General features: G+C 70.5%; 11 protein-coding genes. 6 read left to right on the forward strand and 5 right to left on the reverse strand.

All coding sequences use genetic code 11. From position 1 onward, the window contains the following. Positions 1-36: 36 nt before the first annotated feature. Positions 37-1,077, forward strand: a complete 1,041-nt coding sequence (gene pheS / locus ACBJ59_RS11575; RefSeq protein WP_375110222.1) for a phenylalanine--tRNA ligase subunit alpha — start codon at positions 37-39, stop codon at positions 1,075-1,077. Continuing rightward, positions 1,077-3,629, forward strand: coding sequence for a phenylalanine--tRNA ligase subunit beta (locus ACBJ59_RS11580; protein WP_375110147.1), 2,553 nt, complete (start codon positions 1,077-1,079; stop codon positions 3,627-3,629). Before pheS ends, ACBJ59_RS11580 begins: the two co-directional genes overlap by 1 nt. Before the next feature lie 45 nt (positions 3,630-3,674). On the opposite strand, the gene ACBJ59_RS11585 is transcribed toward ACBJ59_RS11580, so the two are convergent. Next, positions 3,675-4,289, reverse strand: a complete 615-nt coding sequence (locus ACBJ59_RS11585; RefSeq protein ID WP_375110148.1) for a Uma2 family endonuclease — start codon at positions 4,287-4,289, stop codon at positions 3,675-3,677. A 76-nt stretch (positions 4,290-4,365) separates the two neighbouring features. Here ACBJ59_RS11585 and ACBJ59_RS11590 point away from each other — a divergent pair, with 76 nt between their 5' ends. After that, positions 4,366-4,599 (forward strand): hypothetical protein, encoded by a 234-nt coding sequence (locus ACBJ59_RS11590; RefSeq protein ID WP_364116587.1) that lies wholly within the window; start codon positions 4,366-4,368, stop codon positions 4,597-4,599. Continuing rightward, positions 4,596-5,237, forward strand: coding sequence for a metallophosphoesterase family protein (locus ACBJ59_RS11595; RefSeq protein WP_375110149.1), 642 nt, complete (start codon positions 4,596-4,598; stop codon positions 5,235-5,237). Before ACBJ59_RS11590 ends, ACBJ59_RS11595 begins: the two co-directional genes overlap by 4 nt. On the opposite strand, the gene ACBJ59_RS11600 is transcribed toward ACBJ59_RS11595, so the two are convergent. The 4 genes from ACBJ59_RS11600 to ACBJ59_RS11615 all read right to left on the reverse strand — a co-directional run bounded on the left by ACBJ59_RS11600 (position 5,238) and on the right by ACBJ59_RS11615 (position 9,371). Next, positions 5,238-6,524 carry an MFS transporter gene (locus ACBJ59_RS11600; protein ID WP_375110150.1) on the reverse strand — a complete coding sequence of 429 codons (1,287 nt, stop codon included), beginning with the start codon at positions 6,522-6,524 and terminating at the stop codon, positions 5,238-5,240. Between the two features lie 111 nt (positions 6,525-6,635). Beyond that, entirely contained in the window at positions 6,636-6,986 is a 351-nt protein-coding gene (locus ACBJ59_RS11605; protein WP_364116593.1) for a nuclear transport factor 2 family protein, read from the reverse strand. A 33-nt stretch (positions 6,987-7,019) separates the two neighbouring features. After that, positions 7,020-7,427: a hypothetical protein gene (locus ACBJ59_RS11610; RefSeq protein ID WP_375110151.1), complete on the reverse strand. Its 408-nt coding sequence runs from the start codon at positions 7,425-7,427 to the stop codon at positions 7,020-7,022. A gap of 282 nt (positions 7,428-7,709) precedes the next feature. Continuing rightward, entirely contained in the window at positions 7,710-9,371 is a 1,662-nt protein-coding gene (locus ACBJ59_RS11615; protein WP_375110152.1) for a class I adenylate-forming enzyme family protein, read from the reverse strand. A gap of 307 nt (positions 9,372-9,678) precedes the next feature. On the opposite strand from ACBJ59_RS11615, the gene ACBJ59_RS11620 reads away from it, so the two are divergent. Further along, positions 9,679-11,295, forward strand: a complete 1,617-nt coding sequence (locus ACBJ59_RS11620) for an endo-1,4-beta-xylanase (RefSeq protein ID WP_375110153.1) — start codon at positions 9,679-9,681, stop codon at positions 11,293-11,295. Between the two features lie 128 nt (positions 11,296-11,423). Next, positions 11,424-12,239 carry a maleylpyruvate isomerase family mycothiol-dependent enzyme gene (locus ACBJ59_RS11625; RefSeq protein WP_375110154.1) on the forward strand — a complete coding sequence of 272 codons (816 nt, stop codon included), beginning with the start codon at positions 11,424-11,426 and terminating at the stop codon, positions 12,237-12,239. Positions 12,240-12,284 lie beyond the last annotated feature (45 nt).

A 12,284-nucleotide genomic window follows, 5' to 3' on the forward strand; every position in this document is an offset into this window, starting at 1 on the left:
GAGGTGACACCGTTGCATGCCGACGAGGTGTCCCGCATGGAGGCCGCCGCCATCGAGGCGATCAAGGCGGCCGCCGACCTCGACGCACTCAAGCAGGCCAGGCTGGCGCACGCGGGTGACCGCTCGCCCATCGCCCTGGCCAACCGCGAGATCGGCGCCCTGCCCCCGGCCGCCCGCGCCGAGGCCGGCAAGCGCATCGGCGGCGCCCGCAAGGCGATCAACGAGGCGCTGGCCGCCCGCCAGGCCGAGCTGGAGGCCGAGCGCGACGCCCGGGTGCTCGTCGAGGAGGCCGTCGACGTCACCCTGCCCTGGGACCGGCGGCCGCGCGGCGCCCGCCACCCGCTCACCACGCTGCAGGAGCGCATCGCCGACGCGTTCGTCGCGATGGGCTACGAGGTGGCGGAGGGGCCCGAGCTCGAAGGCGAGTGGTTCAACTTCGACGCGCTCAACATCGCCAAGGACCACCCGGCCCGCTCCGACCACGACACGTTCTTCGTGGACTCGACGAACTCCGGGATGGTGCTGCGGACCCAGACCTCGCCGGTGCAGATCCGCGCGCTGCTCCAGCGCGAGCTGCCGGTCTACGTGATCTCGCCGGGCAAGACGTTCCGCACCGACGAGCTCGACGCCACCCATACCCCGGTCTTCCACCAGACCGAGGGCCTGGCCGTGGACGAGGGCCTGACGATGGCCCACCTCAAGGGCACGCTCGACCGGTTCGCGGAGGTGATGTTCGGCAAGGGCATCACGACCCGGTTCCGGCCCAACTACTTCCCGTTCACCGAGCCGTCCGCCGAGATGGACCTCAAGTGCTTCGTCTGCCGCGGCGCCTCGGCGATCCCCGGCAACCCGCCCTGCCGCACCTGCAAGTCGGAGGGCTGGATCGAGTGGGGCGGCTGCGGCATGGTCAACCCGCGCGTGCTCGTCGCGTGCGGCGTGGACCCCTCGCGCTACTCCGGGTTCGCGTTCGGGATGGGCATCGAGCGGACGCTGATGTTCCGTCACAACGCCGAGGACATGCGTGACATGGTCGAGGGAGACGTGCGCTTCACGCTCCCGTTCGGAATGGAGATCTGATGAGGGTCCCGCTTTCCTGGCTGCGGGAGTATGTCGATCTCCCGGCGGTGACCGCCCACGAGGTGGCCGACAAGCTGACCGCGGCCGGGCTGAAGCTCGAGTCGATCACTTCGCACGGCCACGACGTCAAGAACGTCGTCGTCGGCGAGGTGCTCGAGATCGAGGAGCTGACCGGCTTCAAGAAGCCGATCCGGCACTGCAGGGTCGAGGTGGGGGAGGCGACGCCGCGCGAGATCGTCTGCGGCGCCACGAACTTCGCCGCCGGTGACCGGGTGCCGGTCGTGCTGCCCGGGGGCGTGCTGCCGGGCGGGTTCGAGGTCGGGGCGCGCAAGACGTACGGGCGCATGTCCGAGGGCATGATCTGCTCCGAGCGGGAGCTCGGGCTGGGCGACGACCACAACGGCATCATGGTGCTGCCCGCCGGCACGCCCATCGGCACCGACGTGGTCGAGCTGCTCGGGCTGCGCGACGACGTGATCGAGCTGGAGATCACGCCCGACATCGGCTACGCGCTGTCGATCAGGGGCGTGGCGCGCGAGGCGGCGACGGCGTTCGGGGTGGACTTCCGCGACCCCGCCGACGTCGAGCTCCCCGCCGAGACCGGCCCGTCGTGGCCGGCCTCCATCGCCGACCCGACGGCGTGCGACCGCTTCGTGCTGCGTGAGGTACGCGGTTTCGACCCGGCCGCCGAGAGCCCGCTGTGGATGCGCGTACGCCTCGCCCGGGCCGGCATGCGTCCCGTGTCCCTGGCCGTGGACATCACCAACTACCTGATGCTGGAGCTCGGGCAGCCGCTGCACGCGTTCGACCGGGCCAAGCTGACCGGCGAGATCGTCGTACGCCGGGCCGCGGCCGGCGAGCGCCTGGAGACGCTCGACCACGTGGTGCGCGAGCTCGACCCCGACGACATCCTCATCACCGACCAGTCGGGGCCGATCTCGATGGCCGGCACGATGGGCGGCCTGGAGACCGAGATCTCCGACGGCTCGACCGACATCGTCATCGAGGCCGCCCACTTCTCCGCGACCGGCATCTCGCGCGAGTCGCGCCGGCACGGGCTCGTGTCCGAGGCGTCCAAGCGGTTCGAGCGGGGCGTGGACCGGGAGCTGCCGCTCGTCGCCTCGTGGCGGGCGGTGCAGCTGCTGGCCGAGCTGGGCGGCGCGACCGTGCAGCCCGGGGTCACCCACGCCGAGGTCGAGGTGTCGCCCGCGCGCATCGCGATCCCGGCGGGCCACCCGGGCCGGGTGGCCGGCGTGGCCTACTCCAAGGACACCGTGGTCGCGCGGCTGGAGCAGGTCGGCTGCGTCGTGACCGACGGCGACGACCCGGCCGTGCGCAAGGGCGGCGTGGCCCCGACCGGGGTCGTGACCGGCGGCGCGCTGGCGGCCAGGCTGGCCGTCACCGGCGACGACATGATCACGGTGACGCCGCCGTCCTGGCGGCCCGACCTCACCGACCCCAACGACCTGGCGGAGGAGGTCATCCGGCTGGAGGGCTACGAGAGCCTGCCGTCGGTGCTGCCCTCCGCCCCCGCCGGCGCGGGGCTCACCGAGGCGCAGCGGCTGCGCCGCCGGGTCGGCCGGGCGCTGGCCGAGGGCGGCCACGTCGAGGTGCTCAGCTACCCGTTCATCAGCGCGGACGACTTCGACCGGCTGCAGCTGCCCGCCGAGGACGCGCGGCGCCACGCCATGCGGCTGGCCAACCCGCTGTCCGAGGACGAGCCGCTGATGCGCACGACGCTGCTGCCGGGGCTGCTCAAGACCCTGGTGCGCAACGTCGGGCGCGGCTTCACGGACGTGGCGCTGTTCGAGACGGGCCCGGTCTACCGGCCGCGCGAGGGCGCGCCCGGGGTGGCGCCGGTGCTCGGGGTAGAGCGGCGACCGACCGCCGAGGAGCTGGCCTCGATCGAGGCGGCGCTGCCCGACCAGCCGCTGCGGGTCGCGGTGGTGCTGGCCGGGGAGTTCGAGCGGTCCGGCTGGTGGGGCGGCGGGCGCGCGGCCTCGTGGGCCGACGCGGTGCAGGCCGCCCGGCTGGTGGCGGCCGAGGCGGGGGTGGAGCTGTCCATCAGCGCCGACCAGCACGAGCCCTGGCACCCCGGCCGGTGCGCGGCCCTCTACGTGGGCGACACGCTGGTGGGGCACGCCGGGGAGCTGCATCCGCGGGCGATCGAGGCGTACGGGCTGCCGGCCCGCACGTCGGCGATGGAGCTGGAGCTGTCGCGGCTGGAAGCGGTGATGCCGGGGCCGGTCGAGACGCCGGCGGTGTCCGCCTACCCGGTGGCCACGCAGGACGTCGCGCTGATCGTGCCCGACTTCACGCCGGTGGCCGACGTGGAGGCGGCGCTGCGCGACGGGGCCGGGGAGCTGCTGGAGTCGATCCGGCTGTTCGACGTGTACGCCGGGGAGCAGGTGGGCGAGGGGAACAAGTCGCTCGCCTACTCGATGCGGTTCCGGGCGGCGGATCGTACGCTGACGGTCGAGGAGACCACGGCGGCCCGGGACGCGGCTGTGGCGATGGCGGCCGATCGGGTGGGGGCTCAGCTCCGCGGCTGACGGGTCTTCCGGGGGCCGGTGCGGCGGATGCCGTGCCGGCCCCTTCTAGCGGGTGCGGCTCTTGTAGAGCGTGGTGAGGTCGATGTCGATGTCGAACGGGACCGTGAGCTTCAGCCGGTCATGATGGATGCCGGTCCTGCCGTAGGACTTCGTGGCCCGGTCGAGTTCGTAGACGAAGACGGCGGGCTGGGCGTTGACCTCTTCGATGCGCCAGAAGTGCGGGATTCCCGCCTCGGCGTTGATGACAGGCTTCCGCTCCCTGTCTCGCAGCTCGGATGCCCTTGAGACCACCTCGACGGCGAGCACGACGTCCGCGGCATCGAAGCAGGTGACCTCGGGGCCCGCAGGTGCGTTGGGGCCCACCACGATGAGGTCGGGCTCTGAGCGCTGCTGTGGACCCAGCTTGACCGTCATGTTCCCGAGCACTTCGTGATCTTCGGGCGTCAATTCTTCCAATGCGATGCGCAGCCGGTGGATGACCGTTGAATGGAAGCGTCGCTGGGGGCTCACGAAGACCAAGCTTCCATCAATCAACTCTGTGTGCGCAGGCAAATCCGGAATGTGATCGAGATCTTCTGCTACGAAGCCCTCCGGTGGCGGAAAGACCCAGTCGGGGAGCGAGGAAGGCGTCATGCTAACGATCACCGCTTCGGCTGTCATGGCTCAACGCTACCAATCTATTGTGCTCACACTCGGTAAACGTCAAGACACGGTAGGGAAGAAAAGAAGGGCTTCTATGGCGCTGCTGCTGGTTTTCGGTGAGAGGGATGACGCCGAGGAGGTCGCTGAGACGTTGGGGGAGTGGTTTCCGGGTCTGGGGGTGCCGCGGGTGGTGCGGGAGACGCTGGCCGGGGAGGACGATGCCGAGGACGCTCAGTGGCTGGTGGTCGTGGAGGGGCTGGACGAAGGGGCCCTGGGGAAGGTGGATGAGCTGGTGGAGCGGTATGACGGGTGGCGGGAGGGTGGGTGAGGGGTTCGCCGGGGCCCATGCCGGTGGAGACGCTCGACCTGCTGGTCTCGCTGGGGGAGCGGGCTCTGTGGTTGAGCGGGAACGCCGATCGGGAGCTGGTGGAGGTGGCCGGAGGGAAGGCGAGTCCCTATCCGTCGTCCCAGTGGGCCGCCGGGCGGTTGCGGGAGGATCAGGTCGCGCTGCTGGCGGGGCTGCCGGAGCGGCAGGTGCTGGAGCTGGGGCGGCTGGGCGAGACGTTGTTCGTGCATGCCACGCCGCGCAGCGACGAGGAGATGATCCTCGTCGACAGCTCGCTGGAGCGGTGGGGTGAGGTGCTGGCGGGGGAGAGTGCCGACACCGTGGTGGTGGGGAACACGCACATGCCGTTCGTGCGGCTGGCCGACCGGGTGCTGGTGGTGAATCCCGGGTCCGTGGGGATGCCTTATGGGCGGTATGGGGCGCAGTGGGCGTTGCTGGATGGGGAGAGCGGGGCGGTGACGTTGCGGTGCACCCCGCTCGATGCCCGTGAGGTGGGGGAGCGGCTGGTCGCCGAGAGCGGGTTCGAGGGGATCGAGGGCTGGGTGGATGAATACGTGACCAGCGTCTATTCCGACGCCGACGCGCTCACGGCGTTCGCCGAGGCCGAGGACCGGCGGTGATCAGGTGGTGGCCTCGGCCGCCACCTCCCGGCGGGCCTTCTCGGCCAGGGCGTGCTCGCTGGTCCTGGCGTCGTACCGGCGGAACTTCGGCAGGGCGGCGGCCAGCGCGAGGACGGCGCCCACGCACAGCAGGCCGCCCGCGCCGAGCGAGAAGCGGGTGCCGCCGACGTCGGCCATGAGGCCGGCCCGGGCGTTGCCCAGCATGGGGCCGCTGGCGTAGGAGAGGAGCTCGATGCCGGCCAGGCGGCCGCGCAGCTCCGGCGGGATCGTCTGGTTCCACATCGTCATGCGGAAGATGCCGCTGACCATGTCGGCGGCGCCCGCGAGCGCGATGCAGACGAAGACCAGCCAGACGTTCGGGGCCAGGGCGGTCAGGGCCACCGCCACGCCCCAGAGCGCGGCCGCGATGATCACGCCGAGGCCCTGGCGCTGCACCCGCGCCGTCCAGCGGCCGGTGACGGAGGCGATCAGGGCGCCGACCGCGGCGGCCGAATAGAGCAGCCCGAGCGCCTCCGGCGCCCGCAGCTCGTCGGCCAGGAAGGGATACAGCGCCGTCGCCATGGCGAACACCATCGCGGCGATGTCCACCAGGTACGTGCCCATCAGGTCGCGGCGCCCCACCGCGTACCGCACGCCCTCGACCAGCGAGCTGAGCGACGCGGGCGCGGCGTCCGCAGCGGGCGGGATCGACCTGACCCGCCACAGCAGCGCGAGCGACAGCACGAAGGTCAGCGTGTCCAGGGCGTACGCGGACGCCGTGCCCCACGCCGTCAGCATGAGGCCGCCCAGGGCCGGGGCCACGATGGCGCCGAAGTTCCAGCGCAGGCTCGACAGCACCGCGGCGGCGCTCTGCTGCTCGTGCTTGACGACCTGCTGGATCGCCGCCTCCAGGCTCGGCCGTTGCAGGGAGCCCATGCCGGTGGCGAGGGCGCCCATCACGTACAGGACCCAGATCTGCGGCTCGGGCAGCATCGCGTTGATCATCAGGGCCGCGGAGGTCACCAGGAGGCCCACCTCGCTCAGAAAGATGATCTTACGGCGGTCGAGCGCGTCCGCGATGGTGCCGCCCCACAGCCCGCACACCACCATCGGCACGAACTCCGCCAGGCTCACCAGGCCGACCGCCAGGTAGGAGTTCGTCAGCTCCTTCATCTGGTACGGCACCGCGACCATGGAGATCATCGTGCCGAACATGGTGATGACCCCGGACCCGAAGAGCAACCGGTAGTCGCGCGAATCGCGCAGCGGGCTCAGGTCCAGCGAAAGGTGACGAAGAAGGCGTCTCACTCCAGGCAGCACGAGTGGAAATTGTCCGACAGACGTAGTGTCTGGGGCAAATCATTTCCCGCGCACGAAAGCGGCCCCCGGAATCCGTTCCGGGGGCCGCCTGCGGGAAGGTCAGGACGGGACCTTGTCCAGGAAGCCGAGGGCCTTGCGGATCCTGCCGTCCTCGGCCAGCTCCACCACGTCGAACCCGACCGCGACCGGCTCCCCGCCCGCCGGGCCCAGGTGCCAGGTGAAGCGGGCGGTGTGGTGGTGGGCGTCGTACACCTCGCCGGGGGCGAAGACCAGGCCGGGGAACATGCCCTGCGCGCCCTCGATCACGGCGGCGATCCCGGCGTGGCCGGCGACGTCCGCGAGGGGGTCGGTGTAGGTGGCGTCCTCGGTCCACAGCTCGGCCACGGCCTTGGCGCGGGCCTCGGGGTCGGTCTGGTTCCAGCAGGCGACGTAACGGTCGATGAGGTTCACGGTGGTTTCCTTCTCGGTACGTGGTTCGGCGGGTTACTTGACGCGGCTCTTGCGCAGGCCGGTGATCTGCAGCTCGGCGAAGCCGGCCACCACCAGGGCCTGGGCGATGGCCCAGATGGCGCCGATCGTGGTGAACTCCGCGGCTCCGGTGACGACGGCGGCGACGCTGCCCAGGGTCCAGATGATGTTCAGGGCGATCACGGCCCTGGTGCCGCCGGCGCTGATCTGCCGGCGGCTCGCCAGGAATCCGACCGCGGCGCCGTACACGAGCAGGAAGACGCCGATCCCGCGCAGCAGGCCCGTGTCGGGGCCGAGCAGGGTGCTCACGGGGCCGGCGAAGGCGAGGTAGGTCAGCCCGTTGCCGCCGGTTATGACGGCGTCGGCGGCCAGCGAGAGGCGCAGGAACTTCGTCCGGTCGGTGGTAACGGTCAGGGCGGTCATCTCGGGCTCCTTGGTCGGCCTCGGTGCGAACACCTGAAAGATGTCAGGCCGGGGGTAGGGGCCGCGATTACGCGCCAGGTAATGAGGGGTCGCGATTCCCGTTGCCACCAGGGGGAACGCGGGCTTTGTGAAGGGCGTCACATGGTGAGCGTCGCCGGCTCTCCGTGCGTGACGGGCCGCCGGACGGGCCGCCGGCTGGGCTGCTAGACCGGCTCGCCGCCGCCGGTGACGGACACGGCGGCGGCGAGCGGGATGAGCATGTCAGGCGAGGGGAGGAGCACGTCAGGTGCCCAGGACCTCCCGGCGCAGGTGCGTCTTGAGGATCTTGCCGCCGGGGTTGCGGGGCAGCTCGCCATCCCGGAACCAGACGTGCACCGGGATCTTGAACTTGGCGATCCGGTCCGCCAGGAACGCCTGCAGCTCCTCGGTGGTGACCGACTGGCCGGGGGCCAGGCGGATGACCGCCCCGACCTCCTCGCCCAGCTCGTCGTGCGGCACGCCGATCACCGCGGCGTCGTCGACCGCCGGGTGCTCGAACAGCGCGGCCTCCACCTCGGCGCAGTAGACGTTCTCGCCACCCCGGATGACCATGTCCTTGGCCCGGTCCACGATGTAGACGAAGCCCTCTTCGTCGATCTTGGCCAGGTCGCCCGTGTGCAGCCAGCCGCCGACGAACGTCTGCGCGGTGGCCTCCGGCTTGTTCCAGTAGCCGAGGATGACGTTCGGGCCGCGTACGCACAGCTCGCCGACCTCGCCGGGCGGCAGCTCGGTGCCCATGGGGTCCACCACGCGCACGTCGACCACGGCCGAGGGCACGCCGATGCTGTCGGGCTTGGCCTGGTAGTCGGCGCCGCCGTTGCCGATCGCCAGGGCGGTCGTCTCGGTCATGCCGTAGCCGTTGGAGGGGGCGCGGTTGGGGAGGTTCTCGGTGATGCGCTCCAGCAGCTTGGGCGGGGCCGGGGCGCCGCCGTAGCCGAGGGTGGTCAGGGACGACAGGTCGTACTTGCCGAAGTCGGGGTGGGACATGAGCTGCCAGGCGTTGGTCGGCACGCCGATCATCGCGCTGACCCGCTCCCGCTCGATCAGCCGCAGGGCCTGCTCGGGGTCCCACTTGTACATCAGCACCAGGCCGCCGCCGCTGAACATCGTGGTCGTCATGGCCGAGAAGCAGCCGGTGACGTGGAAGAGCGGGACGGTCAGGAGCGTGATGCGGCGGGTCCCGGCCGCCGCCGAGAGGTCCTTGCCGGCCATGGCGGTCGCGCGCATGAGTCCGTACGCGACCGTCATGGGGGACTGTCCGAGGTTGCGGTGGCTGCCCAGGGCGCCCTTGGGGTTGCCGGTCGTGCCCGAGGTGTAGAAGATCGTGGCCGGGTCCTCGGGGGACAGCTCGACCTGGGGGAGCTTCGGGTCGGCCGGGATCTCGCCCATCACCTCGTCGAACGCGCGCGCCCCGGCCGGAGCCTCGCCTCTGGTGACGATCATGGGTACGCCCGTCGAGGCCAGCCTGACCGCGCGCTCACCGTCCGCGATCAGCACCTTGGCGCCGGAGTCGCGCACGCCGTAGGCCAGCTCGGCCTCCGTCCACCAGGCGTTCAGCGGTACGGCGATGGCCCCGGCCGCCAGCACCGCCGAGAAGGAGACGACCCATTCGGGGTAGTTGCGCATGGCGATGGCCACGCGGTCGCCCTTGGTCACGCCGTACTCGTCGACCAGGCGGTTGGCGAGGGTGGCGGCGCGGGCGAAGTGGTCCTTGAACGTGATGTGCTCGTCCTCGTACACCAGGAAGACCTGGTCGCCGTGGAACCAGCTGGTCTCCAGCAGGGCACGGAAGTGGGCGGGTGCGTGCTTCCATGTTCGTACGCCGGTGTCGCCGATCTCCTCTATCTCGAACAACTGGCCGGGGCCGGTGAGCTGGGCCTGGACCTGGGCGTGCGAAAGAGACATGCGCAGAACTCCCGCAGTGGACGATTATTCCGGATAAATCACAGTACCGACCGGTAGGTACGTCGCGCTAGAGACCCGCGTGCAGGTGGGTTGTCCGTGAAAGTTTCATCTACTTGCCGATAGTTTCTGCCTTCCAACTGCTGCTTTAGCACTGTTGTGAGGCCGCCATTGACCGTGCACGAGCATGTCAATACCGTCTGCGATGCGGTCCTATCGGGGCCGAAAACTTTCGGAATCGAGTGCCTGCCTCCGGAGGTAGATGTCCGTGCATTCGTCCTCGCTCCTCAGAGCCCTCACGTTGGTGGGGATGCTCGCAACCTTCCTCCTGCCCGCCGTCTCGGCAGAAGCGTCCGCGTCCCTGCGCACGCACGCCGCCGCGCGGGGCAAGTTCATCGGTGCGGCGCTCGCCACCAGCCCGCTGTCCAATGAGACCTCCTACCGCAACATCGCGGCCACCGAGTTCAGCCAGGTGACCGCCGAGAACGCGATGAAGTGGGAGTCCACCCAGCCCAGCCAGGGCCAGTTCAACTTCTCCGGCGCCGACGCCATCGTCAACTTCGCCACCCAGAACGACCAGCAGGTCCACGGCCACACGCTGGTGTGGCACAGTCAGACGCCGGGCTGGGTGCAGAGCCTCAGCGCCACCGCGATGCGCACGGCCATGCAGAACCACATCAGCCAGGTCGTCGGCCGCTACGCGAACAACCCGGCCGTGGTCTCGTGGGACGTCGTGAACGAGGTGTTCGACGAGAACGGCGGCATGCGCTCGTCGTTCTGGTACAACACGCTGGGCCAGAGCTTCATCGCCGACGCCTTCCGCGCCGCCCGCGCCGCCGACTCCAACGCCCGGCTGTGCATCAACGACTACAACGTCGAGGGCATCAACGCCAAGAGCACCGCGATGTACAACCTGGTCTCGTCGCTGCGCCAGCAGGGCGTGCCGGTGGACTGCGTGGGCTTCCAGGGCCACCTGTCCATCCAGTACGGCTTCCCGAACGACCTGCAGCAGAACCTCCAGCGCTTCGCCGACCTCGGCGTCCAGGTGCGGATCACCGAGCTCGACGTGCGCATGCAGACGCCCAGGAACGCCACCAAGGACGCCACCCAGGCCACCTACTACCGCAACGTCATCAACGCCTGCAACGCCGTCACCGCCTGCGCCGGGGTGACGATCTGGGGCTTCACCGACAAGTACTCCTGGGTGCCGGACACCTTCCCCGGTGAGGGCGCCGCGCTGATCTACAACGAGAGCTACCAGCAGAAGCCCGCGTACACCGCCGTGCACGACGCGCTCGCGGGCGGCACCCCCACCGACCCCACCCCGCCGACCACGCCCGGCACGCCGACCTCCGGCAACGTCACCTCCAACTCCGCCACGCTGACCTGGACCGCCTCGACCGACTCCGGCGGCAGCGGGCTGGCCGGGTACAACGTCTACCGCGAGCAGGGGACGACGGACACGCAGCTCGGCCAGAGCACGACCAACTCGATCACGCTGACGGGGCTGACCCCGAACACCCAGTACCAGGTGTACGTGCGGGCGCGCGACGGGGCCGGGAACCTGTCGGCCAACTCGCCACTGGCCACGTTCACGACCACTGAGGGTCCCGGCGGCGGTGGCGGTTGCACCGCGGCGGGCACCGTGCAGACCCAGTGGAACAACGGCTACGTCGTCCAGCCCGTGACCGTCACCAACACCGGCACGTCGGCCATCACCGGCTGGACCGTCACCTTCACCCTCCCCGCCGGCCACACCCTGGCCGGGTCGTGGAACGCCACCCTGACCGTCAGCGGTCAGACCGTGACCGCCAGGAGCGCCGGCTACAACGGCAACCTGGCGCCGAACGCCAGCACCAGCTTCGGGTTCCAGGTCAGCCGCCCGAGCGGCAACACGCAGACGCCCTCCGGCTACACCTGCGCATGAGCGGGGATCCCCTGGGACCTGCCCGCCTGCCCGCCCGGCACCCGGTCCCGTCCCAGGGGATTCTCTCCAATGGGAATATTGACTTTTAAACCGTTGAGGTCTGTCGTTCGCCGTAGGAGGTGAACGGCATGAATGAATGGGATGCCACCTCGTACGCGGGGAAGGAAACCATCCTGCGGGTCGTCCAGGACGAGGCCGAGCGGCTGTTCGCGCTGGCCGAGCCCGAGGAGGCCTGGGAGGCTCCGACCGCCTGCACGGGCTGGACGACGCGTGACGTGGTCGCGCACATCGTGGACACGACGGAGGGGTACTTCGCGGCCTTCGACGCCGCCCGGGGCGGGGGCGATCTCGGCACGGCGTACGGGCTGACCGGGATGGGGACCCGGGTCAACGAGCAGGCCGTGGCGCTGCGCGGGATCCCGCAGAAGGAGCTGCTCGACCGGCTCAGGACGGACTTCGCCCGGATGCAGGCGATCCTGCGCGACCTCGGCGAGGACGAATGGGACGGGCTGACCGTCCCGCACTTCTACATGGGGCCGCTGCCCGCGTACTTCTACGCGGCCGGGCAGCTCATGGACTACGCCGTGCACTCGTGGGACATCCGCCAGGGCACCGGCCGGGCGCACGGGCTCTCGGGGGAGGCGGCCGACCTGCTCGTGCCGTTCATGTTCGTGCTGTGGCAGTCGACGATCCGGCAGGGGGCGGACCTGACGCCGTTCGAGCTCGGGATCCGGGTGGGCGGCGTCAACGGGGGTGACTTCCACGTCTCGGTGGGGCCGGGCGGGATGACGTACGCCCCGGGCGGTCTGGACGGGCTGCCGGCCGTGATCGAGTTCGACGCGGGGAGCATGGTGCTGACGACGTTCGGGCGGAGCAACGCGGGGACGGTGCGCGGCGACCTGGCGATCGCCGACCGGTACCTGAACCTGTTCTTCCGGATCTAGCGCCGGCCTGGGGCTCGGTGACCTGCTGGTGTGCGGGCCGGCAGG

It is taken from the genome of Nonomuraea sp. MTCD27 (assembly GCF_041950495.1).
In the GTDB taxonomy this organism is placed as follows: Bacteria; Actinomycetota; Actinomycetes; order Streptosporangiales; family Streptosporangiaceae; genus Nonomuraea.

Bases quoted from the DNA above. Each gene is read 5' to 3' on its own strand.
- pheS (WP_375110222.1), top strand. From the start codon at position 37: ATGGAGGCCGCCGCCATCGAGGCGATCAAGGCGGCCGCCGACCTCGAC.
- ACBJ59_RS11625 (WP_375110154.1), top strand. From the start codon at position 11,424: ATGAATGAATGGGATGCCACCTCGTACGCGGGGAAGGAAACCATCCTG.
- ACBJ59_RS11590 (WP_364116587.1), top strand. From the start codon at position 4,366: ATGGCGCTGCTGCTGGTTTTCGGTGAGAGGGATGACGCCGAGGAGGTC.
- ACBJ59_RS11620 (WP_375110153.1), top strand. From the start codon at position 9,679: ATGCTCGCAACCTTCCTCCTGCCCGCCGTCTCGGCAGAAGCGTCCGCG.
- ACBJ59_RS11585 (WP_375110148.1), bottom strand. From the start codon at position 4,289: ATGACAGCCGAAGCGGTGATCGTTAGCATGACGCCTTCCTCGCTCCCC.
- ACBJ59_RS11610 (WP_375110151.1), bottom strand. From the start codon at position 7,427: ATGACCGCCCTGACCGTTACCACCGACCGGACGAAGTTCCTGCGCCTC.
- ACBJ59_RS11580 (WP_375110147.1), top strand. From the start codon at position 1,077: ATGAGGGTCCCGCTTTCCTGGCTGCGGGAGTATGTCGATCTCCCGGCG.
- ACBJ59_RS11615 (WP_375110152.1), bottom strand. From the start codon at position 9,371: ATGTCTCTTTCGCACGCCCAGGTCCAGGCCCAGCTCACCGGCCCCGGC.